At 47.9% G+C, this 24,477-nt stretch carries 16 protein-coding genes, 14 tRNA genes and 1 rRNA gene; 26 read left to right on the plus strand and 5 right to left on the minus strand.

The window, feature by feature from the left end:
• The 21 genes from FHS17_RS09605 to FHS17_RS09705 all read left to right on the plus strand — a co-directional run.
• Positions 1–95, plus strand: a 23S ribosomal RNA gene (locus FHS17_RS09605); the annotation flags it as partial.
• A 192-nt stretch (positions 96–287) separates the two neighbouring features.
• Positions 288–363, plus strand: a tRNA-Asn gene (locus FHS17_RS09610).
• A 3-nt stretch (positions 364–366) separates the two neighbouring features.
• A tRNA-Ser gene (locus FHS17_RS09615) sits at positions 367–457 on the plus strand.
• A 42-nt stretch (positions 458–499) separates the two neighbouring features.
• A tRNA-Glu gene (locus FHS17_RS09620) sits at positions 500–574 on the plus strand.
• A gap of 76 nt (positions 575–650) precedes the next feature.
• Positions 651–726, plus strand: a tRNA-Val gene (locus FHS17_RS09625).
• 20 nt (positions 727–746) lie between these two features.
• A tRNA-Met gene (locus FHS17_RS09630) sits at positions 747–823 on the plus strand.
• Positions 824–859: 36 nt separating this feature from the next.
• Positions 860–936 (plus strand) — tRNA-Asp (locus FHS17_RS09635).
• Between the two features lie 15 nt (positions 937–951).
• Positions 952–1,027: transfer RNA gene (locus FHS17_RS09640), tRNA-Phe, on the plus strand.
• Positions 1,028–1,053: 26 nt separating this feature from the next.
• Positions 1,054–1,129, plus strand: a tRNA-Thr gene (locus FHS17_RS09645).
• A gap of 8 nt (positions 1,130–1,137) precedes the next feature.
• A tRNA-Tyr gene (locus tag FHS17_RS09650) sits at positions 1,138–1,221 on the plus strand.
• A 13-nt stretch (positions 1,222–1,234) separates the two neighbouring features.
• A tRNA-Lys gene (locus FHS17_RS09655) sits at positions 1,235–1,307 on the plus strand.
• A gap of 20 nt (positions 1,308–1,327) precedes the next feature.
• Positions 1,328–1,410 (plus strand) — tRNA-Leu (locus FHS17_RS09660).
• A 9-nt stretch (positions 1,411–1,419) separates the two neighbouring features.
• Positions 1,420–1,506, plus strand: a tRNA-Leu gene (locus FHS17_RS09665).
• A 3-nt stretch (positions 1,507–1,509) separates the two neighbouring features.
• A tRNA-Gly gene (locus FHS17_RS09670) sits at positions 1,510–1,584 on the plus strand.
• Between the two features lie 5 nt (positions 1,585–1,589).
• Positions 1,590–1,666 (plus strand) — tRNA-Pro (locus tag FHS17_RS09675).
• 168 nt (positions 1,667–1,834) lie between these two features.
• The gene (locus FHS17_RS31060; RefSeq protein ID WP_167278221.1) at positions 1,835–3,628 is read left to right on the plus strand and encodes a histidine kinase; all 1,794 of its coding nucleotides are present in this window, start codon (positions 1,835–1,837) and stop codon (positions 3,626–3,628) included.
• Positions 3,625–4,710 (plus strand): response regulator, encoded by a 1,086-nt coding sequence (locus FHS17_RS31065; RefSeq protein ID WP_167278222.1) that lies wholly within the window; start codon positions 3,625–3,627, stop codon positions 4,708–4,710. The genes FHS17_RS31060 and FHS17_RS31065 overlap by 4 nt, the downstream gene beginning before the upstream one ends.
• A 178-nt stretch (positions 4,711–4,888) precedes the next feature.
• Positions 4,889–6,613 (plus strand): extracellular solute-binding protein, encoded by a 1,725-nt coding sequence (locus FHS17_RS09690; protein WP_167278223.1) that lies wholly within the window; start codon positions 4,889–4,891, stop codon positions 6,611–6,613.
• Between the two features lie 87 nt (positions 6,614–6,700).
• The gene (locus tag FHS17_RS09695) at positions 6,701–7,591 is read left to right on the plus strand and encodes an ABC transporter permease (RefSeq protein WP_167278224.1); all 891 of its coding nucleotides are present in this window, start codon (positions 6,701–6,703) and stop codon (positions 7,589–7,591) included.
• A 15-nt stretch (positions 7,592–7,606) separates the two neighbouring features.
• Positions 7,607–8,494, plus strand: coding sequence for a carbohydrate ABC transporter permease (locus FHS17_RS09700; RefSeq protein ID WP_167278225.1), 888 nt, complete (start codon positions 7,607–7,609; stop codon positions 8,492–8,494).
• A gap of 326 nt (positions 8,495–8,820) precedes the next feature.
• On the plus strand, positions 8,821–10,905 hold the full coding sequence (locus tag FHS17_RS09705; RefSeq protein ID WP_415639902.1) for a pectate lyase family protein: 2,085 nt from the start codon (positions 8,821–8,823) through the stop codon (positions 10,903–10,905).
• Between the two features lie 60 nt (positions 10,906–10,965).
• Here the strand turns inward: FHS17_RS09705 and aguB are convergent, their stop codons facing one another.
• Both aguB and FHS17_RS09715 read right to left on the minus strand, forming a co-directional pair.
• Positions 10,966–11,844, minus strand: a complete 879-nt coding sequence (aguB, locus tag FHS17_RS09710; protein ID WP_167278227.1) for an N-carbamoylputrescine amidase — start codon at positions 11,842–11,844, stop codon at positions 10,966–10,968.
• Between the two features lie 57 nt (positions 11,845–11,901).
• Complete coding sequence (locus FHS17_RS09715; RefSeq protein ID WP_167278228.1) at positions 11,902–12,936, minus strand: agmatine deiminase family protein; 1,035 nt, start codon at positions 12,934–12,936, stop codon at positions 11,902–11,904.
• 274 nt (positions 12,937–13,210) lie between these two features.
• Here FHS17_RS09715 and FHS17_RS09720 point away from each other — a divergent pair, with 274 nt between their 5' ends.
• On the plus strand, positions 13,211–13,444 hold the full coding sequence (locus tag FHS17_RS09720; protein ID WP_167278229.1) for a helix-turn-helix domain-containing protein: 234 nt from the start codon (positions 13,211–13,213) through the stop codon (positions 13,442–13,444).
• A 169-nt stretch (positions 13,445–13,613) separates the two neighbouring features.
• Positions 13,614–13,928, plus strand: coding sequence for a hypothetical protein (locus tag FHS17_RS09725; protein ID WP_167278230.1), 315 nt, complete (start codon positions 13,614–13,616; stop codon positions 13,926–13,928).
• Positions 13,929–13,942: 14 nt separating this feature from the next.
• On the opposite strand, the gene FHS17_RS09730 is transcribed toward FHS17_RS09725, so the two are convergent.
• The gene (locus FHS17_RS09730; RefSeq protein ID WP_167278231.1) at positions 13,943–14,338 is read right to left on the minus strand and encodes a VOC family protein; all 396 of its coding nucleotides are present in this window, start codon (positions 14,336–14,338) and stop codon (positions 13,943–13,945) included.
• 129 nt (positions 14,339–14,467) lie between these two features.
• Here FHS17_RS09730 and FHS17_RS09735 point away from each other — a divergent pair, with 129 nt between their 5' ends.
• Both FHS17_RS09735 and FHS17_RS09740 read left to right on the plus strand, forming a co-directional pair.
• A complete protein-coding gene (locus tag FHS17_RS09735; RefSeq protein WP_167278232.1) occupies positions 14,468–15,112 on the plus strand; it encodes a peptide-methionine (S)-S-oxide reductase MsrA in 645 nt (214 codons plus the stop codon).
• Positions 15,113–15,299: 187 nt separating this feature from the next.
• Positions 15,300–18,557: a carbohydrate-binding protein gene (locus FHS17_RS09740; RefSeq protein ID WP_341805814.1), complete on the plus strand. Its 3,258-nt coding sequence runs from the start codon at positions 15,300–15,302 to the stop codon at positions 18,555–18,557.
• Positions 18,558–18,625: 68 nt separating this feature from the next.
• Here the strand turns inward: FHS17_RS09740 and FHS17_RS09745 are convergent, their stop codons facing one another.
• Positions 18,626–18,793 carry a hypothetical protein gene (locus tag FHS17_RS09745; protein WP_167278234.1) on the minus strand — a complete coding sequence of 56 codons (168 nt, stop codon included), beginning with the start codon at positions 18,791–18,793 and terminating at the stop codon, positions 18,626–18,628.
• A 686-nt stretch (positions 18,794–19,479) separates the two neighbouring features.
• Between FHS17_RS09745 and FHS17_RS09750 the strand changes: the two genes are divergently transcribed.
• Positions 19,480–22,983, plus strand: a complete 3,504-nt coding sequence (locus FHS17_RS09750; RefSeq protein WP_243865323.1) for an endo-1,4-beta-xylanase — start codon at positions 19,480–19,482, stop codon at positions 22,981–22,983.
• An 85-nt stretch (positions 22,984–23,068) separates the two neighbouring features.
• On the opposite strand, the gene FHS17_RS09755 is transcribed toward FHS17_RS09750, so the two are convergent.
• Positions 23,069–24,310, minus strand: a complete 1,242-nt coding sequence (locus tag FHS17_RS09755; RefSeq protein ID WP_167278236.1) for an MFS transporter — start codon at positions 24,308–24,310, stop codon at positions 23,069–23,071.
• Positions 24,311–24,477: the final 167 nt, after the last annotated feature.

A 24,477-nucleotide genomic window follows, 5' to 3' on the forward strand; every position in this document is an offset into this window, starting at 1 on the left:
AAGACCCCTTGAAGACGACGAGGTTGATAGGTTCGGGGTGGAAGCACAGCAATGTGTGGAGCTGACGAATACTAATCGGTCGAGGGCTTATCCTACAATCACCCCACAAAGTGAAGCAATTGCTACGAGGATTATTCCGAGTACTTTGCGGGGACCCCGGTGTAAGATCGGGAAAGAATTGACCAGCTAAGTTTTGCATGAATCATATTCAGTTTTTACGGTGTTATCTTTTTATATGAAGAAGCACCCACATTGTAGTGGGTTTTTTACTGCTCTCAATCTACTATTCCCTGATAGCTCAGTTGGTAGAGCACTCGACTGTTAATCGAGTTGTCACAGGTTCGAGTCCTGTTCGGGGAGCCATATAGAGAGGTGTCCGAGTGGTCGAAGGAGCACGATTGGAAATCGTGTAGGCTCTAACCGGGTCTCGAGGGTTCGAATCCCTTCCTCTCTGCCATTAACTTTTCTTACAATGTAGATCTTGCTTGGCAAATTTCAAGGCCCGTTGGTCAAGGGGTTAAGACACCTCCCTTTCACGGAGGTAACAGGGGTTCGAATCCCCTACGGGTCACCAATTACTTCATCCCAAAAAGTGAAGAAGTGCTTCGAAGGCTATTCCGATTACTTTTCGGGGATACCGGAGAAAATATGGAGGCTTAGCTCAGCTGGGAGAGCATCTGCCTTACAAGCAGAGGGTCGGGGGTTCGATCCCCTCAGCCTCCACCATATAATATTTTTTTCAATGACGCGGGGTGGAGCAGCCCGGTAGCTCGTCGGGCTCATAACCCGAAGGCCGCAGGTTCAAATCCTGCCCCCGCAACCAAAACTTTATCTTTGGTTTATACCGAGAACACGATGTGGAGCTGTGGTGTAGAGGCCTAACATGCCTGCCTGTCACGCAGGAGACCGCGGGTTCGAATCCCGTCAGCTCCGCCATTTTATCAAACATCAGGCTCGGTAGCTCAGTTGGTAGAGCAGAGGACTGAAAATCCTCGTGTCGGCGGTTCGATTCCGTCCCGAGCCACCATGTAAGATGGTTCAAAATTTCAATATGCCGGTGTAGCTCAGTTGGTAGAGCAACTGACTTGTAATCAGTAGGTCGTGGGTTCGACTCCTATCGCCGGCACCATAGTTTTTGGAGGGCTAGTGAAGTGGCTAAACACGGCAGACTGTAAATCTGCTCCTTCGGGTTCGGTGGTTCGAATCCATCGCCCTCCACCATTTTTCTTTTTGAGAGCCATTAGCTCAGTTGGTAGAGCACCTGACTTTTAATCAGGGTGTCGAAGGTTCGAGTCCTTCATGGCTCACTTTTACAAGTTTTTATCATGCGCGTATGGCGGAATTGGCAGACGCACCAGACTTAGGATCTGGCGGGCGACCGTGGGGGTTCAAGTCCCTCTACGCGCACCATATTTTTTTGCGGTCATGGCGGAATTGGCAGACGCGCTAGATTCAGGTTCTAGTGTCAGCAATGACGTGGAGGTTCGAGTCCTCTTGACCGCACCATAAGCGGAAGTGGCTCAGCGGTAGAGCATCGCCTTGCCAAGGCGAGGGTCGCGGGTTCGATTCCCGTCTTCCGCTCCATTTTTCGGGATGTAGCTCAGCTTGGTAGAGCACCTGGTTTGGGACCAGGGGGTCGCATGTTCAAATCGTGTCATCCCGACCATTTTGCATGATAGCGGGCGTAACGCCTGATTTTTAACGGAAGTCTCTTATCTAGTTATAGATAGGGGACTTCCTTTTTTGGTTTTTGTTAACTCCCTCCATTAGGCAGGATAAACAGGAGAGGCAGCGAATATTGTGTTGTTCCATACTTGTGTGTGAGGTGATGGAGGTGCAAGGCAAACGCATGTTCAAGTCTCCCGGAACGGTTCATAAGAAAATAGGCATTTTGTCCATGCTGCGTAATCGGTTTGTTTTCTCCTCTCTTCGCAAACGTATTATGGTGTTGCTGACGGTGGGCTTTGTAGGCTGCGCCATTCTGATGGCTTCCGTCTCCTACAATGCGATCTACACCATGCAACGCGATAAAATAAAGACCTCTATGGCTTTTGATCTGTATCAACAAACAACTAAGCAGAACCAGGTGTATAACAACCTGCTTCAGGTTACGCAACAAATGACGCCGGAAGGCACGGTGGGTCATCTGATGGAGACATATATCTCTACTGAAGACATTTATAGTCAGCGTGTTCTCTCCCGTGATATTTCCTATAATATTGGATTAGTTACTTTCTCAAATCCGGCTATGCAGCTGGTTATGTATTATAATCCCGCAAGCGGACGGGCGTCCTATTCGAATTTGCCGCTGCGCGCGGACTTTACGCTGCAATCTTTGCCTAATGTCGCCGGTATGGGAGAGCTAAAATACCAGTCTCCTCATAAATCCTTATGCCGGTTCAGCGATGATCTGGTGGTGTCGGTAACCCGGGAGGTCGAATTTCCGGACGGTACAGAGCTCGTTGTATATGTGGAAGCAAAGACCGATATCACGACAGATATGAATTCGCTTACAGAGAGCTTAAATATGCCGTATTCACTGATACTTACCGATACAGCGGGCACGGTGACCTATAGCAGCAATCCGACAGCCTTTGAGGCAGGCAGGCATCTTGAGCTTAAGGGGCAATCGGGCACAACGGATGATTATGTATGGAATCGAATGACGGGTGATTATGGCTATGACATTACGCTGCTTCTTCCCGTCTCTTATTACAACCATGAGCTCTATACGTGGAAAAATCATATGTACTGGATTCTCGCTATTGCCCTCTTAATGATGTTTATCCTTACTCTTGTCTTGCGCCGCCTCATCAACAGGCCATTTCTGTTAATCGAGAAGGAAATGAGGACGTTTGGCAAAGGATACATGGGCACCAGCCAATACCATACGGGGATTGATGAATTCGACCGGATATTCGATCAGTTTAATATTATGAAGCGGCAGATTCAGCAGCTCATCCTGGATGTGGAGCAGAAGGAAAAGCGCAGGCATCAGCTGGAGATCGAAAAGCTTGCCTACCAGATCAATCCGCATTTTCTGATGAATACGCTCAACTCTGTGCGCTGGCTGGCGGTCATGCATAAGCAGGAGGAGATTGAGAAGTTTGTATCCTCTCTCATTATTTTGCTGAACTATAACTTGGGGAAATCGGAGGAAAAAGCGACCTTCCGCTCAGAAATTCAGGTCATGAGAACCTATCTAGAGCTGCAGCAGATGCGGCATGATTTTGAAGTGAAGCTGGACATTGCAGAGGGAGCTTATCTGGACAGCCCGGTCGCGAGGTTCATCCTGCAGCCAATCGTGGAAAATGCCGTCTGTCACGGTCTCGACGATAACGGCATGCTGGAAATTAGCATTGACTCTGACGAGGCAACGCAGATGGTGCGTATTATAATCCGCGATGATGGCAAAGGACTTAGTCAGGAGACGCTGGCCCTGCTGCAGCGCGATACACCTGATCAGCAGCAGACGGGCTGGGGAATTGGACTCCGTTATGTCCGTTCCATGCTGGAATCCTTTTATGGCTACAAAGCTCATATGGGTATAGACAGCACTCCAAATCAAGGCACTACGGTTACGTTAAACCTTCCTTTTCTTGACCAACGAAAGGAGAGAGCCATGTGATACGTGTACTCATTGTTGACGATGACAAGTTGGCGCGCAAAGGCTTCATTTCCATTATGCCTTGGTCTAATCACGATATGATTGTTGTTGGAGAAGCAGCAAACGGCGCGAAGGCGCTGGAATTTATGGAGCAGCATGAGGTGGATCTTATGTTTGTGGATCTCTCGATGCCTGTAATGTCAGGAATGGAGCTGCTCCAGGTTACGCGTCAGAGATTCCCGGGTCTTCGTTCCGTCATTTTATCGTTTCATGAGGAGTTCGAGAACGTGCAGACGGCCTACCGAATGGGCGTGCTTGACTATATCTCTAAGGTGCGTCTGGAATCGGAAGATGACGAGCAAATCCTGAACCGAATCCAGCAGCAAATGGCAGGAGAGGTGATCCTTCGTACGTCGTCCAAGCCTCTCGTGACGGAGAAGCCTCTACATGCTTCCGAGCAAAACGTCGGTTCACAGGAGGAAGAGGAGTGGAGTGAGCTGGAGCAAGAATGGCGCACTCACTACTGGCTTTTTAATGAACCGGTCTTTCAGCGCTTATGCAAACAGACCGTTGCTACGAAGGTATCTTTTCGCCGTGTGGAAGGGCTGTTTATGCGTCTGCTGTCGCAGCTGGAGAGTGACCTGGCACTCCGTGCCGAGCTCCGTTCCGATGCGGATGACATCCGTTCGACGGTTGAGTGGCTGCGCGATTACAGGACACGGGTGTATGCGCAGGTTGCGGCCTCCGCCGAATTTACCAATACGACGACAAGTATTCTGAAGGCCGTGTTGTTTATCCGCGAACAGGCTTCAAATACGCTGCATGCTGAGGACGTCGCCGATCATGTGCACATGAGCCGGAGCTATTTCAGCCAATGCTTTAAGAAGCTGACAGGCTCGACGTTTAATGATTACTTGAAGCAGGAGCGGATCAGAGCCGCAGAGCGCCTGCTGTGCGAGACGAATCAGTCTATCGCATGGGTTGCGCATGCCGTTGGTTACAACGACTCCAAATATTTCTCCCAGCTCTTCTATGAACAGACCCGCTTGCTGCCCTCCGAGTTCCGAGCGCAATTCATAGGGGGGAAGATTGATTACAATTGACCGAACAAATACCTACCTTCGTTTTTACATCTCTCACAAAACAGGGCACAATCGTCCGACTCATTTTAAGCGCTTACATTGTACAATGAGTAGGCAAAGAACGAATGGTTCACAAAGAATGGCTTCACAAATCTTAAGTTAATGCTTACGAAGTAAGAATTTTTTTAGGAGGGGTTAGATGAAAAGGAATTTGGCATTATTGCTTTCTGCTGCATTACTTGGCGTAAGCTTGACAGCATGTTCTTCTTCCAATGATTCATCGAACAACAATGTGAAAGCGTCTTCAAGTCCAGATTCAGATAGTTCCGCAAGCCCAGCCTTGTCTGGGGATGACTTGGCCTTCTCCAAATTTCCGAAGCCTGTTGATGTTCACATCGGCATGGTGGTGGACCCGACGGACAAAACGCTGCCAGAAGGCGACAGCGTAAGCAACAACCAATATACCCGTTACCTCAAGGATAATTACAATATCAACGTTATTGTGGATTGGACCGCTGCTACCGGTAACGACTTCAAGCAGAAGGTCAGCCTGACTATCGCATCGGGCAAGCTGCCTGACGGTATGGTGGTCGACGACCGCTCCTTCATGACGAAAGCCGCAAGTTCAGGGCTGCTGTACGATATTGGCGATCTCTTTGATCAATATGCGTCCAAACAGGTTAAAGATATTATGGCAAGTACCGAAGGACGTGCCCTGGAAAACGCCAGCTATAAAGGCAAAATGGTGTCGCTCCCGAACATTACGGTAGACACCGACGGCGTGCACGTGATGTGGATCCGCAAGGACTGGCTCGATAAGCTGAGTCTGCCGGTGCCGAAGACGATTGCCGATCTCGAGAAAACGGCTAAAGCGTTTATGGATAACAAGCTGGGCGGGGACAAAACCATCGGTATTGCCGGCCCTTCCAAAAATACATTCCCTTATTCCACTTTCCTCGTATCTTCCAACAATATGGCTGGATTTGACCCGATCTTTGGCGCAAACGATGCGTATCCAGGCTACTGGCTCGACAATGGCGACGGGACGGTATCGTACGGAACAACGTCGGAGAATACGAAGAAAACATTGGCCGTGCTGGCTGACTGGTACAAAAAAGGACTTATCGATCCTGAAGTGGGCACTCGCGATAACACGGGGGATCCGATCAATGCCAACCAAACGGGCATTTTCTTCGGACCTTGGTGGAACGGCGGCTATGGCAATGGCGACTCCTTCAAGAACGATCCTACTGCGAACTGGCAGGCTTACCCCGTCTACTCCGATGACGGCAAATGGAATACGCATATGAAAACGACGGGCAGTACTTACACCATTATTAGCAAAAATGCGAAGCCGGACGTCGTGAAAGCGATTATGATCATGAACAATGCCCTTGTGCGCGATGAAGCGACATTTGACCTGTCCGTTGCAGTGGGGTGGTATCCGCTCCGTAACGTAATGGCTGCGGCTAACGAGACGGAATACGAGTACACCGAGCTGACGAAAGTTCTGAAGGGCGAGGCAGAACCAGAGGATTATAACGTACCGAACAGCTTGTACAAACTGATGTATGCGGATGCGAAAAAAGTAAGAGACGTCGTGAAGCCTCCGTATGACGAGCTTGGCGTCAGCAATTTCAGCACGGCCAACTTCGGCGACTTCCAGCGTTTGTATTCGCTCTTGATTGGCGATCGTCCGTTTGCAACAACTCCAATCGACAAGAAGGTCTACAGCGTCACTTACAACCAGACGCCAACGATGGAAACCAAATGGGCCAACCTGAAGAAGATGGAAGATGAGACCGTTCTGAAAATCATCCTTGGCCAGCAGCCTATCGACTCCTTCGACAAATTCGTGAAGGACTGGAAGTCTCAAGGCGGGGACGAAATCACGGCGGAAGTTGCAGAGCTCTTGAAGAAATAACGATGCGTAAAGCTTGCGGAGGGCACATATGTGTCAGTGCTTTTCGCAAGCTTTACATCCTGGTAGAGAGACAGGAGGTTATCCTTGATGAGAAAATTAGGCCATCAGAAGCACTATTATTTGATGCTGCTGCCGGGAATGGTCTGGCTTGTAATGTTCAGTATTGTGCCTATGTTCGGAATTCTGATGGCATTTCAGAATTTTAATCCGGGAATGGGGTTGTTCAAATCTGAGTGGGTAGGACTTGAAAACTTCAAGTATATGTTTCAGCTGAATGACAGCAAAACGGTTATCGTGAATACTTTTATTATCGCCATCGGCAAAATCGTGATGAATCTGATTGTACCACTTGTCTTTGCCATTCTATTGAACGAACTTCGCAGCCTTCGCTACAAGAGGCTGGTACAGACCGTTGTTTACCTGCCGCACTTTCTATCGTGGGTTATTATGTCCACGATTGTCATTGGAATCTTCGGCTATTATGGCGTTGTAAATACAGTTATCGGTTACTTCGGTGTTGACCCCAAGCTGTTTATGGCGGATTCGAGCATATTCCGTCAGTTGATCATCGGAACCGATGTATGGAAGGAATTTGGCTATAACGCGATTATTTACCTGGCGGCATTGACAGGCGTCAATCCTAATCTGTATGAGGCAGCCGCCATTGATGGGGCTAACCGCTGGCAGCTGGTCCGTAATGTTACGCTGCCTGCACTGACAACTACGGTTGTCCTGCTTGGGGTATTGAGCCTCGGCAACGTGCTGAACGCCGGCTTCGATCAGGTATATAACCTGTATAACCCACTTGTGTATTCGACCGGAGATATTTTGGATACATGGGTATACCGGCTAGGCCTGCAAAATCTCCAGTTCTCGCTGGCAACGGCGGCAGGGTTGTTCAAGTCGGTCATTAGCTTTGCGCTGATCTATATATCCTATCGTCTGGCATATCGTTATGCCGATTACACGATATTCTAAGAGGAGGACGCTGCAATGGTCAGAAATACAACGTTAGGTTCACGGGCGTTTGATATTGCTAATATTGTCCTCCTCGCTCTCCTGGTCATTAGCTGCGTATATCCTCTGTGGTACACCTTTTGTGTATCGATTTCCGAGAAATCGGCGGCTAATGCGGGCCTGGTGACGATTTATCCCATCGGATTTTCCTTGACGCCGTATAAGGAAATTATTAACGACAGTATGTTTTTTAACGCGTTTTGGATTTCGATTCAACGTACCGTGCTTGGTACATCGTTCTCCTTGTTTGTAACGGTATTAATGGCTTATCCGCTGGCAAGGCCTAAGAGAGATTTTAAAACGCGTAATATGTTCATGTGGATCCTGGTCTTCTGTATGTTGTTTAACGGGGGATTGATCCCGTGGTATCTGACCATTCAGAACTATCATCTGATCGATACGATCTGGGCGTTAGTGCTTGGCGCAGGTGTTCCGGTATTTGACGTCATCCTGATTATGAACTTCTTCCGAAATCTTCCGAAGGAGCTGAATGAGGCGGCTGTCGTTGACGGTGCTGGTCCATGGTCGGTCCTGTTCCGGGTATATATCCCATGCTCGATTCCTGTACTTGCTGCCGTAGCGTTGTTCATCAGCGTATACCACTGGAACGAGTTCTTTAACGGATTGGTGCTCAGTAACACGCAATCCAGCTATCCGCTTCAAACTTATATCCAGCAGCTTGTCGTCAACATTCCGGTTGGCACGAACCTAACGCCGGAGCAGTACAAGAAGCTCTCTGAGCTGTCTAACCGGACGCTTAATTCAGCGAAGGTGTTTATCGCAATGGTGCCGATGCTGATCGTCTATCCGTTCCTGCAAAAATACTTTGTTTCCGGTATTATGCTTGGTGCGGTGAAGGAGTAAGGGTTAGGTTTGAGTGGGGCGGCACCCCTCAACCACTAAAAACCACATCCATATGAGGATGTGGTTTTTGTTTTGCCTCGATAAGTGTCTTCACCTCCGTCTTATAATCATTAGCTCAGAAAACGCTGTGGGAAAAGGACGATATGAGCAAATGATTGTATCGGAACCGCCGTTTAGACTGATATGCTCTGAGTGCTTCAGAACGGTTGTTGTCTTAAAAACGGAATTTAGGGGAGGTGAAGGGGGAGTTTGCCGCAAGGGTGAAAATTCTTTTTGAGGAGGAATTAATTTTGAAGAAAAGATTAGCAAGTGTAACGGGTTTTGTAATGGCGATGGTGCTTACATTATCCTTATTGGGAGTGTTCAATCCAACTTTGCATGCTGCTGGCCTCGCGGTAACGGACAGTGGGGGCTGGAATGAGACGGCCTATGTAGAATGGTCACCTGTAAGCAATGCTCAGGGATATAATGTTTATGTGAAGCCTGCCAGTGCATCGGATGCAGGATATCAACAATTAGACAATGAATTGATACGGAAATATCCATCTAATTGGAGAGCGGATGCCGTAGGCTTGGCAGCTGGCAGCTATATTTTAAAGGTAGAAGCACTATTATCAGGCGGTTCAAAGGAAAGTGTGGTTACGAGTCCATTAACCGTGACGGCATTTGATCGATCTGGCTTTGCTTTTTCGTCCAACTCGCAATATGGTACGGGCTCAGGTGCTTATAACGATAATGGAACACTGAAGAATGGCGCTCAAGTGATCTACGTCACATCGGATACGGCCCAAACCGTCTCTCTTGATGTGAAGGTCAGCAGCTCCGGTACGGTACAAACTGCTGTTGGTCTAGGTGAAATTATGACACTCAGACAAAAAGGCTATGATATAACTCCATTGGCCATCCGATTGATCGGGAAGATTACTGCGAATGACTTAAGTGGACAGCTTAACGGAAGCGGATATCTTGAAGTCAAAGGGAAAAGCAATTACGCGGAAATGAACATGACATTTGAAGGTATTGGTGAAGATGCTTACGCATATGGCTGGGGAATGCTTCTTCGCTACGTCGGTAACGTAGAGGTCAGAAATCTAGGGGTGATGTTATTCCCTGACGATGGCATTTCGATGGATACAGGTAATGTGAATGTATGGGTGCATAACAATGATATCTTCTATGGAACAGCTGGGGGAGATGCGGATCAGGCAAAAGGCGATGGCTCCACAGACCTCAAGAAGGGTTCAACGTATATTACCATCTCATACAATCACTATTGGGACTCCGGAAAAGCAGCTCTTGTTGGTTTGAGCGAGTCAACCGAGTTTTTTGTAACCTTCCATCATAACTGGTTTGATCATTCGGACTCTCGTCACCCTCGTATAAGAGTGGCATCCACACATATTTATAATAACTTCTACGATGGTGTCTCCAAATATGGAGTTGGTGTTACAACAGGAGCATCCGCATTTGTTGAGTCGAATTATTTTAGACATACGAAAGATCCAATGATGAGCTCTCTGCAAGGTACGGATGCATTAGGGGAAGGCACGTTCTCGGGCGAGAACGGAGGGATGATTAAAGCTTATAACAATATCATTGTTAATGCTGACAGTCTGATCTATGCCAACTCCAATACCGGAACTGCTGCGGCTAATGCAACCTCGTTTGATGCATACTTAGCTTCGTCTAGAACGGAATCGGTTCCGAGCTCTTACAAAGCATTAGTTGGCGGGACCGCTTATAATAACTTTGATACGAGTGTCAATACGGGAGTTAATGTATCCAATATTGATAGCGCAAGCACGGTTGAGCAAGTGGTTACAGCAGAAGCGGGACGCCTGGGTAACGGAGATTTTACATGGGAGTTTAATGACTCTGTTGATGACACTTTGTATACGATTAATACAGCCCTGATGTCCAAAATAACCAGCTACACTACACAGCTTGTATCGGTTGGAGGCAACTCCGTCTCGACAGAACCGACACCTACTCCAACACCAAGTCCAACAGCTACACCAACACCGACGCCTACCCCATCAGCGACACCAACCCCAACCCCGTCGGAAACTCCAACACCGGGAGAAAAAGTTCATAACTTTACTACGAATGGAACAGCAAGTGACTTCTTCACTATTCAAGGCAATCTTTCTACCTCGAAGGGGACTGTGACTTATAATGGTCTAACCCTGACACAATGTTTGAAAATCGAGAGTGCGACGAGTATTTCGTTTACGGCGCCTGCAGCTTCAACTTTAACACTGGTGTTTAATACTGCAGACGGCACAAAAATCAAGATTGATGGAACAAGCTACGCCATGACCAATGGTATTGTCCAGGTATCTCTTGCGGCCGGAGCACACACGATTACAAAAGATGGCGTTACAAATCTTTTCTACATGAAGCTGGTGTAGAGCCCTATAATAGAAGGACCCTCAAGCCATTTGGCTTGAGGGTCCTCTTGTTATTACGGATTATCTAACCCGAATCTCGCCGTCATACGAGGCGATTACGCCGTACAGATCGGGACGGCGATCACGGAAGATGCCCCACTCGATGCGCTGCGACTCGAGCTGATCGAGATCGAATTCAGCAACAAGCACGCCGTGCTCATCGCGGCCAGCTTCTGCAATCAAGTTGCCTTGCGGGCCTGCAATAAACGATGAACCATAGAAGTTAATCGACGAGTCTTCGTCGATCTCTTCGCCGATACGGTTAGATGCGATAACTGGCATCAGATTGCAGGCCGCATGGCCTCTCATGCACATTTGCCAGTGGTCTTTAGAGTCGACAGTGCCGTCCTGCGGCTCCGAGCCGATAGCCGTTGGGTAGAACAGCAGCTCTGCTCCCATAAGGGCCATGCTGCGTGCTGCTTCCGGATACCACTGGTCCCAGCATACGCCAACGCCAATTTTGGCATATTTCGTTTTCCATACTTTAAAGCCAGTATCGCCCGGATTAAAATAAAACTTCTCCTCGTATCCAGGTCCGTCCGGAATATGGCTCTTGCGGTACTTGCCGAGTACTTCACCGTCGGCGTCAATAACTGCAAGCGAGTTATAACGTGCGTAGTTCTTCTTCTCGTAGAAGCTGATCGGAAGTACAACACCAAGCTCTTTAGCGATGCCACGGAAATGGTTAATCGCTTTGTTTTCCTCAAGCTCTGTTGCATAGACGTAATAGTCGGCTTTTTCCTTCTGGCAGAAGTACGGTGTCTCAAACAGCTCCTGCAGCAAAATAATTTGCGCGCCTTTCGCCGCCGCTTCGCGGACCAGCTCTTCCGCTTTGCGGATGTTTTCTTCTATATTGGATGTGCAGCTCATCTGTGTCGCTGCTACTTTAACAGTTCTCATGGGTATGCCCAGCCTCCTTGTAAGCCGAATCTCATTAATTTGTTGTTTAATCTGTTTCTATGCACGTCGAGCGGGCATCTGTTGTGTCGTACAGTGCACGTTGCCGCCTTCGCGGATAACAGCCATGCCGTCAATTGGACGAATGCGGAGATCCGGGAACGCTGCTTGCAGCTTCTCGATCGCTTTGCGATCGGCTTCCTCTGCTGCTCCGCCAAATACAGGCAAGATAATGCCGCCGTTAACGAAGTAGAAGTTCAGGTAGCTGAGCGTCAGACGAGTGTCCTCGTATTCCGCCAGTGGCGGCTGCTCGATCTCGATAATCTGGAGCTTACGGCCTTTTGCATCAACTGCTTCACTTAAGATACGGCGATTTTCCTGCGTGATCGCGTAGTTGTCATCAGATGGATCATCACATACCTGCAGGATCACCTTGCCAGGTGCTGCGAAACAGGCGATGTTATCAACATGCCCGTCCGTCTCATCCCCGCTAAGACCACGTTTCAGCCATACGATGGTGTCCACGTTCACGAATTCTTTTACATACGCTTCGATTTGCTCACGGCTGAGCTCCGGATTACGGTTCACGTTCAGCAGACATTCCTCAGTTGTGAGCAGTGTGCCTTCACCGTCCGTATGGATGGATCCGCCCTCCATGACGAGTGGAGCATCAAACTGTTTGACGTCAACATGCTTCAGAATCTGTGGAGCTACAGCGTCGTCCAAATCCCATGGCGAGTACTTGCCGCCCCATGCGTTAAACTTCCAGTTCACTCCGGCCAGCTCGCCGTCAGGACCCACGACAAACGTTGGGCCATTGTCGCGCAGCCACGCATCGTTATGCTCGATCGGCAGGCATTCCACCGCAGTATTATTTGCGAACAAGCTGCTTACTTTCTCCATATCTGCAGGATTAACAACAACCGTTACAGCTTCGAATTCTGCAATAGCATTGATCAGCTCGGCATAGCCGGCGCTCACCTGTTCATAATGCTCCGGATACACCATGGAGTCTTGGATCGGCCAAGAGATGAAGGTACGCTCGTGCGGCGTCCATTCAGCTGGCATTGTATAATTCAATTGTTTTGGATTCATATAGGGTAGTATTCCTCTCTCATCGCATGAACAATGTGTCATAAGCTTAATTAAACGGTTTAAACCATTTCCTATCATATAACAAAAAGTATGTCATCTCAATTACGAAGCGGCGAAATATCCTATGTTTCGCGGTGTGGCGAAATTTGTCATCTATTTATTATCCCTCATACGGTGGAAATCGATGTAATATCCTTGCTCAATAACTGCATTTGCGTGAAGTCATGTTATAATGAAGTATCCGATCGATTAGGAACAAGAGAGGAACCGATACATGAAGGTATTTGAAGACTGGAACCAAAAATTAAAAAGAGATTTTAACGCAACGAGCATCGTAGATGTATTTACTGTCACGGAGGCAGGCAAGTTACTTGGTCTCTCTAAAGACCAAATGAAGGTATTCGTGGATAAAAATAATCTCACCAAAGTTCCTATCATGAGAAATGTTCATAGATACTTGTTGCTAAAGAGTGAAATCGACCAGGTTTTAGAGAACAGGGTCGTATAGTATGGAACCCCGACCCCTTGAGGTCGGTTTTTTTTTATGTCATTTTTGTGGTGAATTAAAATAAAACAATTAGTTAATCTAATAATGGGATTCCAATGTTCTCGCTATAGTAAAGAGAATTGTAGTAAAATGATAACAAGGCAAGACTATATCATTAAGAGGTGTACGAATGGCACTTAGCTTCACTGCTCCTACGATTACTCGGTTAGAGAAAGAAATTGCTGATATACAGAAGCTTGTCCGCGAGAGTGAGACCAAACGTCAAAAGGCGTTGTCCACGATTAATAAGCTTCAGCGTGACCAGAAATTAAGTCGAAATGCTAATGACTTGAGCAATAAGATAACGCGTGAGAACAAGCTGAAAAAAGAAATTGAGGAGATCAACGGTTTCCTCAAACAATCTTCCAAACAACTTGCAGATAAGAACCAGTTGTTAACCCAGCTTCGTATGAAGACGGATGCAACGAAAAACCCGACCAAGTGAGGTCGGGTTTTGTTCTATTTTGCATTAAGATCCGGTTGATGGATGCCAATCACATTGCCTTCTGTGTCCGTGAAATATCCTTGCCACGCCATACCTGGCAGAGCGTGCTTCGGCAAGGCTAACTCGCCGCCGAGGCTGAGAATTTTGGCAGCCGTCGTATCAAAGTCTTCGACGCCCATTGTACAGGCAAAGCCGTTCATCGCTTGACCCGGCTGTGGAGCAGGTCCCATGCGCTTCATCAAAGCACCATTGATCCCCATGGCCTCCGCATCACCCGTTACGGCTCCGAAGTAAGGCATTCCGGCATAGTCGCTCCAATCCTCGAAGGTCCATCCAAATACCTCTCCGTAAAACTTCTTTGCACGTTCCACATCATCGACATGAATCTCGAAATGAATTACTCTTCCCATGATACCCTCCCAGGTTTTGGCTTCCTAATCTTTTTCTCTAATTAGGCTTTCCTTCCCTGCTTGATCTAAACGGTTTATAGAAATATAGTTTAGTATGAGATGCTGATAATTCAATTGGAGGGCAACAAGATGAGCGATAACCAGCAGGCAAATAACCTTCATACAATTACACTTGGCATGGGGTGCTATTGGAGCCCTGAGGCTTTATTTGGTGCGATGCCTGGTGTGATCAAGACACGTGTCGGCTTTGCCGGGGGGACATCACACGAGCCAACCTATCGTAATATGGGCGACCATACGGAGACAGTTGAGCTGATTGTTGACCCTGCACTCGTCTCTTACGACACGCTGTTAGAAACATTCTGGAACAACCATAATCCCTATAACATCAACGGATATAAGGATCGGCAATACCAATCGCTTCTTCTCTATCATGACGAGGAGCAAGAGGAGGCTTTCCGTAGGATTAAGAGCAGGATGGAGCGGGACAAGGGTAGTCTGGATACTGAATTAGCGCCGTTCCAAACCTTTTACCCAGCTGAAACCAGGCATCAGAAATATTATTTAAAAAGATTCCCAGATGCGGTTGCGAAGTTGAGCACCCTCTACACATCCGACGAGGAGCTGGAGAACTCGACCTTGGCGGCCCGATTAAATGGAGTGGCGAAGGGTTTTCTCAGCTTGGAGCGTCTGCAGCATGAAATAGATCAATGGCCAATAAGCACAAACGAGAAAGTCCAGATAATCTCCTTGATTCGACAAATTCGTTGGTAAGGGTAGTTCTTTTAACTTATTTAATATAACATGATATATCATTAATCTATAGTCTAAAGGATTTAAATACTTATGATATATTGACATAATATTAACCAAACATTATATTATTGAATGACTGAAGCCGATCGTATACATGCATGCGAATCGGCTTTTATTTTTTGCCCAATATAGAGGAGGGATGTTAGTGACTAGTAAAATTAGAAGGTCAAAGCTTATCGTGTTGCCCGTTGTTTTTGCACTCTCGATTAGTCCCTTATTTCCAAACGGAATACCTCAAGCCCATGCTTTCGATGCAGCAGATGCGAAGACAGCGATTGAAGCCTACAACGACACATTCTGGGATGCGAGCGCCAAGTATTTCTGGAAAAACTCCAATCATGACGGATATCAGGATTTTTGGGTGGAGGCTGAGCTGTGGGAGCTCGTGATGGATGCTTATCTCCAGGCTTCAGATCCGGAATTAAAAGCAAAGCTGCGTACCCAGATTGATGAGGTGTTCGACGGTGCTGTTGCGAAGTACGGCCAGGATTGGACGAATAACACGTTCAACGACGACATTATGTGGTGGGCGATGGCGAGTGCAAGAGCCTATACCATTACGAATGATGCGAAATACCTCGAGAGAGCGGAATATTATTTTAACTACGTCTATGATACGCAGTGGGACGATGAGTTTGCGAGCGGCGGTATTTGGTGGAAGAGCGATGACCGTACGACGAAAAATGCCTGCATTAACTTCCCTGCTGCCGAAGCCGCGGTTTTCCTATACAACGCAACACATAACGAACACTATTTGGATGCTGCCGCAACCATCTATCGTTGGAGTAAAACGATGCTGACGGATGGAAATGGCAAGGTATTCGACCGGATTGAAACAAAAAACGGATCTATTCAAGATGCGACTCACTATAATCAAGGCACGTTTATTGGAGCGGCAGTAGGTCTCTATCAGGTTACGGGAGACAAGGTGTACTTGGATGATGCGCTTAAAGGGGCCACCTTTACGAAAGAGCGGATGGTTGATGTGAACAAGCTGCTGCGCTATGAAGGTCCAAACGGCGATTTAAAGGGCGGCAAAACGATACTCGTTCGTAATCTCGGTTATCTTCAGAAGGCGGTAAACGAAAGAACGGAGAGTCAGTACAAAACCTTTGCCGACAGCTATAATGAATGGCTTGCTTTAAATACCGATATGGCTTGGAGTCATCGAAATGCAGATAATCTGGTTGACAGCAACTGGGCAGGTCAGCAGCTGTCCGGGACCTTTGAATCGTGGAGTTCTGCTGCAGCCGTGGAAGCATTGACTGTTCTTAAGCCGCAGAATGCGGGGGAACTGACCTATGCCGTTAAGAACCCATATAGCAGAATGGAAGCGGAAAACTTCAATATCGTAAATGGTCCTGGCCTGGAAGGCAGCATCGAAGGCTCGCTTCAGCTTGGAGGAATCCAAGACAGTAACTATGCCGCTTATAAAAATGTAGATTTTGGTTCGGAAGATGGTGCAAGCGGTTTCATTGCACGGGCATCAAGCGGAACCGGCGGCGGTAACATTGAGATCAGGCTGGATGCTCTAGACGGGCCGAAAGTGGGTACATTGAATGTCGAGGGTACCGGCAACTGGAATACTTTTATTGATGCGGTTACGCTGCTGAAGGATGATCAGGGTAATGCAAGCGCTGTGACAGGCGTCCATGATGTGTATCTGGTGTTCAAAAAAACGAATGATTCGTATTTGTTTAATCTGAACTGGTTTACCTTTACGAAGACAGATCCAACAAAGACGGATGCTTATGCCAAATTACAAGCAGAAGACTTTGTAAGCAGTGACGGATTGAGTATTAACTCAAGCGGAAAATATACAGACGGCATTCATCATAACGCTTATGCTTCTTATGAAGATATTGATTTTGGCTCCGGCGCTGCTGGAATTACGGCACATCTCACCAGTGGCAGTCAGGGCGGCTCGATTGAGGTGAAGCTGGACAGTCTGGACGGTCCGACGGCAGGAGTTATCGAGGTTCCTGCATTAGGCAGCTGGAATGATTGGGTCGACATTACTTCCATCATCGATGATTCGAAGGCTGTTGGTGTTCATGATGTATATCTAATCTTCCACGGTGCAGACGGCAGCGATTACCCTTGTAATCTGGATTGGTTCACCTTCTCTACGATTAAAGGTAAATCAAGGGATGCTTACGGAAAGCTTGAAGCAGAAAATTATACGAACAGCATAAACGCAGGTACGGAAAATGGCGGTAATCAGACGTACCTCGCAGGTATCTACGGTCCGAATAAGCCTTACGCGATGTACAATTATATTGATTTTGGCGATGCGAGCCCTACTCAATTCAACATTCAGGCTGCAAGTGATACGGCAGGAGGAACAATTGAAGCTCGTATTGACGGTATCAATGGACCTGTCATTGCAACGGCCGAAGTAAGCGGCACAGGTGGCTGGCAGAAGTTCCAGGTATTCTCCGGTAATGTAACCGCTCCTGTAACGGGTAAACATCTCGTTTACCTCCTATTTAAGGGGAATGACTGGTTATACAACTTCGACAAATTCACCTTTGGAGATCCCTCTGTCTTTACCGCAGAACCTCCTGCGCCTGAACCTGTCGAAGATCATGTTGCGCCGGGAGAGGTAGAGAATGTTCATGTTACCCGAGATAACAGCGAGCTGACGGTACAGTGGGATGGACCATATGCGGTGGATGGGGATGTTGTCCACCTTAAGCTGGTTCGTAATGGTCAGCAGGTTGGCGCAGTTAAAGAAGTGAAGCGTGGCGTTCAGACGACCGTATTGACTGGAATCGAAGCCGATCTGAGCTATAGTCTCGTTATAAGCGCTGCAGATAAGTCCGGTAATGAATCGGCAGGAGTGACAGTTGCTGTTCCTGCAGTTCCCGTCTATTCTTTGACGGCTAACGGGTCCAAATTGGTGGAAGGTGCGGTGCTTGAGGATGATTCGTATCTGCGCTTCCAGGTTGGTGATGGCAAGACCGCGATTCAATCGGCTAGTCTTATTTTTGATGGTAAGACGTATACAGTAACTCCTAAGAATTCACGGGAGCTAAGCATTGAACTTGCAGGTCATCTGGGAGAGAAATCGGTTGCCATTGCAGTAGAGGATGCAGCGGGGAACAAGCTTCAGAAGACGATTCATGTCCAGGTGAAGACGAGTATTAAGAGCATGAACAATCTGGTTGATCGATACAAAGCCTCGAATGAGGTGAGTAAATCACTAGCTTCACAGCTTTCGGCTAGTCTGAAGCAAGCTCAGCAGCATTTGGACAAAGGGAAGCGGGATCAGGCGATCAAGCAGATGGAGAACGTTATGAAGCAGCTGAATAAGGCAAGTAAAAAGGACGTTTCGGATCATGCTAAAAGTGTATTAAATATCGATGCGAATACCCTTATTGCTAGCTGGAAAAAGAAATAGAATAAAATGAAGGAAAGACGCTCCCGCCACACTTAACATGTGAAGGGAGCGTCTTTTGAATTAGGAAATTACAGCTTCCAGATGCGGTACAGAATGACTGCTGCTCTGCACGAGTGAGTTGATCTGTTGGTGCAAGCTTGCCGCCATTGCTTTTGCAGTTCAGGTGCTCTTACAAGAAGGGCGATATAATGGCTTTCGTCGGCCTCTCCGAAATACTCTTTTCGAGGCTCAATCACTTTCAAGCCTGTTCTCTGGCGGTCTATGCTTAACGTCTGAAATTGCTCTCAACCGTCCAAGACTGGGCTTGCCCTTAGCCTTTCCAAGCAGGATTTCCACCTACTAAACTCCACAACCAAGCTTAGTCGCACCGAATGTTGAGCTATAAAATATAGTAGTTTCTTCTTTAATTTGTATACTGTAAAGCGCTTTCATGTGGATTATCATTGAATTGACCTATCACGCAAGGAGGACATGATCGTGATACTATGTAAAGATTCGAAAGGGGGCCCCTTTTTTTATCATGTAAGTGTAAGCGCTTTACCTTGAGATGACCCTTATTTAAGGGAGATACAACATGTCCAAAAGGATTTTGGCGCTGCTATGCAGCCTATTGCTGGTCGTTGCATCGATACCCTTCGCCTCGTTGACAGTAGCGGCGGCTGACAGTTCCGGCAGAACGGTTCTTTGGTAGATGGAGTCGAACATGTTGGGCGCTCCGGGTATGACTAGACAATAAGATTGTGAGTCCCGCTGTCATGACAAGGAGCTACAGAATGGATGTGAAATGTGCTCATTCCTCTCGTAACAGGTTTGGTGGTAAAAGAAAACCCTTGTTCCGCAAGCCTCGGCGAATGGCCAAGAGGCTTTATAATATTTTTGGAGGGGAAGTAACGCGATGAATATAAGGTTAAAGCAGATTTTGATGATAGTGTTTGCGGTTACATTGTTGTTGCCGCAGTTTGGGATCGCCCAGAAGGCGAGTGCGGCAGATAGTTCCGGCAGCACGAATGAAAATTATACTTTAAAAGTTCAAACCACAGGCGGGAACCAGTGGGATGGCGCGCAAATAGACACAGGGGCAAGCGGCTTAAACCTCGTTGCCGGCACAACCTACACCTTCTCATATGACTTATACACCCCTGACCAAGATGTGGCGGGCATTGTTTTGCAGACCAACGGAAACTACAACTGGATTAAAAATACGGGAGCTTTAAGTGCTGCAAGCCCCGGTTGGACTTCATACACTGCGAATTATGATTACTTAGCCGCAAGCGGCGCACAGATTCAGTTTGTTAAAAGCGGTGATAGCGGTGCTACGGATGCAAAGAATATAACTTACTACATCGACAACTTTGTTGTTAAAGACACTACAACCGGCAATATTGTTTACACTGCCGACTTTGACGACCAATCTACTGATGGTTTTGCACCAAATGGGAATGCTACACTGTCTACTGTTGGTGCTGTAACAACACCAACGATCAACCCAGATGTACTCACCTTGCAAAGCATTAAGAATACGTACCCGAATTATTTGATGGGCAACATCATCGGCCCCTATTACATGCATGACCCAATCATGCCCGTCCTGAAAGCCCAGTTCGGCGTTGTGACGCCTGAAAATGCGATGAAGCCGGCTTCGCTGATCGGTACCAGCGCCTCTACGCATGATGTTGCGGATCTGAACTATACCGAAGCGGACACGGAGCTTCAGAGCGCGATCGACAATGGCCTAAAAGTACATGGGCATACGCTCGTCTGGGAAGGGCAATCGATTCCGTGGCTGAACAACGATAAGATCTCCGACTCCGACTCGACTCCGTCCAACCCAGGTCTGACCGCGGATGGGGCTTATGCGAACATGAACGCGTATATTAACACGGTGCTCAAGCATTTTGACGACAAGTTCAACGCGAGCACGCAGAACATTATCTCGTGGGACGTCGTCAACGAAGCGATGGGGGGCTCCGTCCGTGACAGCTCTCTTAGTCCGACAGACTGGCACAGCTACCTGAAATCCACCCCATGGCTGAAGGCGACGGACGAGAACTACGTCGAACAGGCGTTCAAGTACGCCCGTGCAGCGGAGCCGAATTACAACGTCCTGTTGTACTACAACGACTATAGCATGGACGACCAGAATAAGGCCGCGGCAGTTCGCGACATGGTAAAAGACATTAATGACCGTTGGGCTTTGGATAACCCTGGCAAGCAACTCATACAGGGCGTCGGCATGCAAGAGCATAACGGCCTCGGCACCAACCCTAACAATACGCGCAAGACGATCCAGATGTTCAAGGATATTGGCGTCAAAGTCTCGATCAGCGAGCTGGACATCTCCGCTGGCACGGGCGGAACGCAGACTGCCGATCAGAAAACAGCCCAAGCCGCACAGTACGCACGGTTGATGCAAGTTTATACCGATCCCGCTTTCAAGGACACAGTGCAGCGCATCACACTCTGGGGGCTGACAGACACTAACAGCTGGTTGGCTTCCGGTAGTCCGTTGCTGTTCGACGGCAACCTGTACCCGAAAGACGCGTTTTACGCCGTGATTGACCCGGCCGGATATCTTGCGGATTACCAAGCTCCGACAAAACCTGCTGGGGGCAAAACCTCAACAGCCGCAAAGGGAACGCCGACCATTGACGGCAATATGGACGGCATTTGGAATACAGCAACGCCTATCGATATCAATGTAACCCAGGCAGGCAACACGAAGGCAGAAACACACATGCCTGCGGCTACCGCTCGCATGTTGTGGGATAACTCGAACCTGTACGTAATCGCGCAGGTGACCAAAGATCCGTCCGAACCGTTGGACAAGGGGAACGCAAACCCTTGGGAGCAGGATTCAGTGGAAGTGGTTGTTGACCTGACGAACGGCTCCAGCGCCATGTACTCGAACGCTTCCGGGCATTATCGCGTTCGGTATGACGGCTTTGCGTCGGTAGACGCAGCCATGACGGATAATCAGGGTATTGCAACGAAGATGACTTCTGCGACGACGTATGACGAGACGACGAACTCCTACACCGTCGAGATGAAGATTCCATTTATCCAGATTACGCCTGAGATTGGCACTCAGATCGGCCTTGATGTTCAGGTGAATGACGCGAAGGCCGGTGCGCGCATTGGCGCGTTTGCTTGGAACGACGCTACCGGAACGGCTTATCAGGATCTATTCAAGATTGGCACGTTGCAATTTGCTGCAGCAGGGTCGATCACTCCACCATCAAGCGGCGGTACAACATCGCAGGGATCTAACATCACAGTTGATAAAAATCATATCACTGCGAAGGCTCAGCCGGACAGCAACGGTACAGCTTCCGTAACCATCAGTTCGAGTGATTTCCATCAAGGAGTCAGTCAATCAACAGACAAATCCGTGACGATTCAAGTGCAACTCGCTGCCGGCGTTAAAGAAGTTCAAGTCAACCTGCCGACAGATCAAGTTCTAGCGCTGTCGGATCAGATCAAATCGATCGCCATCGACACCGGTTTGGCCACTGTTTCAATCGATCCGAATTTGCTGAAGCACAGCGATGCGAGCGGAACCGGTAACGTTCAATTGTCCGTATCCGTCGTTGACCCGGCTTCGCTGTCCGACGCGGCAAGGAGCCAAGTAGGCGGAAATACCGTCTATAATTTCAACTTAAGCGTCAACGGCACAAAAATTACGAAATTTACCGGAAATGACGTTAAAGTCAGCATGGATTACACCCTGAAGCCGGGTGAAAATCCAAACAATGTCGTTGTCTATTACATCGATGATAACGGCAAGCTGGAAATCGTCAAAAACGGGAAGTACAACAAAGCGACGGGCAAAATCGAATTTACGCCGAAGCACTTCAGCAAATACGTCGCCAAGGTCAATGGTTCTACATTCAAAGACGTGAACAATATACCTTGGGCGGTGGAAAGCATCCAAGCTCTCGAAGCGCGGGGTATTGTTTCCGGAGTTAAAACTGGAACTTTCGCGCCCAACAATCAGGTTACCAGAGCCGAGTTCATCCAAATGCTGATGAATGCACTTGATCTGAACATTGATAAGGCAACCAGCACCTTTACAGATGTCAAGGAAGGCGCCTGGTATTATCAGGCCATTGCTTCGGCCCAACAGCTCGGTATCGTTAACGGGAAAGCGGATGGATCTTACGGCATCAACGATGCAATCAGCAGGCAGGAAATGGCCGCAATGCTGTATCGTGCCATAGCGAAGACAAATGTAAAACTTCCGAATTCTGTTAATGAACTCAAGTTTGCCGATGATTCAAGCATTTCGGCCTATGCAGCACAAGCAATTAAAGCATTGCAGCAAGCCGGAATCGTGAGCGGTATGGAGAACGGGACGTTTGCCCCTGCCAGCAACGCAACGCGCGCTCAAGCAGCAGTTATCATTTACGGATTGTTTAAATTAATGTAAGTTCAGACATCACAAAAAAAAGAAGCCTTCCTCCCCATTGCCGTGGGGGGGAAGGCTTCTTTTTAAAAGTCATGTTTTCGCGTTCTTATAGTCGAACCTTCTTTTTCTCCCGAAACAATAGAAAGAACAGCATCGAAGCCGTTACGTATAAGAACCCCGTAATGCTGAACGTAATGGCATATCCCCAGTAGTAGCCATAAGCCGTAATGAGATGGGAGTGGATTGGACCCATGGTGGCCCATCCCATCATGAAGGCAGTCTGCATGCAGGAATTAGCTAAGCTTTGTTTCTTGACCGAGACCCGGTCCATAAGAGTAGCGGATAGGAGCGGATTAGCTGCGTTCATAAGAGCCTGCCGGAACAAGAAGCTGATTGAGGCTACAATAAGCATATTCGTAAAGCCGGTTATGAGCAGGAATGGAAGCGACAGGGTCTGGAAAATCACGATCGCTTTCACTTGTCCAACCCGGTTGACCAGCTTTGGACCAATCAGCATGGAGAAGATCGTCATGACTTGTCCAAGCGCCAGCAGGAAGCTCATCCCGCTTAACGAGGTCGAGAATCGATTCGTGAAATACAAATTTAAATAAGGAATGACAAGTCCGGAACCAATTCCGATTAGCAGCTCTACAGCCGCAAACGCTGCGATAAAGCTAAATTCCCCTTTTGTCGGAGTAGATTGGTTGATGGTCGCTGTTACGGCAGGTTTCTCGGGATGCTTCGTTTCCTTCATAGCCTGCAGCGGCAGGAAGGACGCTATTGTCGCTATACTGCCTGCAAGTAACACAAGCTTGAACGAAAGCCTTTCGCTTAATCCCGCAGCTTGCAAGACATCGGATATGACACCTCCGCCAAGGCTTCCGGCCACTTGGGCAGCAAGGACAAAGGCAGAGTAGATACTGAATATGCGCAGCCTGTCCGTCTTCGCCACATTGGCGGCAAGGAAGGGGATCGCGAGTACTTGAAAGATGGTAGCAAATAAGCCAGTTAGGACGGCGGTGATAAGAAGGCTGCTCTCTGACTCGAAAAAAGAGCGACCAACGAGTACAACTCCGCTGCATAAGGCGCCAATGACGAGTAATCGCTTGCGGCTGGCTCGATCGCCAAATAAGCCAATTGGGATAAAACATAAAGCCGTGGCAAGTGACTGCATGCTGACAACAGTTCCGCTCATGGCATCGGGGTAGCCAAGCTCATGGATATATAAGTTGTATAATACCGAGAAAAGCCCCGTTCCGAATTGATATAACATGTTCGCTAGGAAGAATAGACGAATGTTGCGGGACCAGCCATTCCACTCTGCGGTGGTGGATTGAATGAATTTCATGATGTAAGTGCCTCCTGATGCTATTCCAACCTTCAACATTACTCCTGTGCCAACCGTAAAGCAATCGGAAATTATTGTGGATCATGGTATGCTAAAATGAATAATCACACATATAGTCCTGTTTGAGCTATATGTGATTATTCATACTTCGTAAGCATAATAGTAGA

Origin of the sequence: Paenibacillus lupini, from assembly GCF_011761355.1 — a bacterium.
GTDB classification, from domain to species: Bacteria; Bacillota; Bacilli; order Paenibacillales; family Paenibacillaceae; genus Pristimantibacillus; species Pristimantibacillus lupini.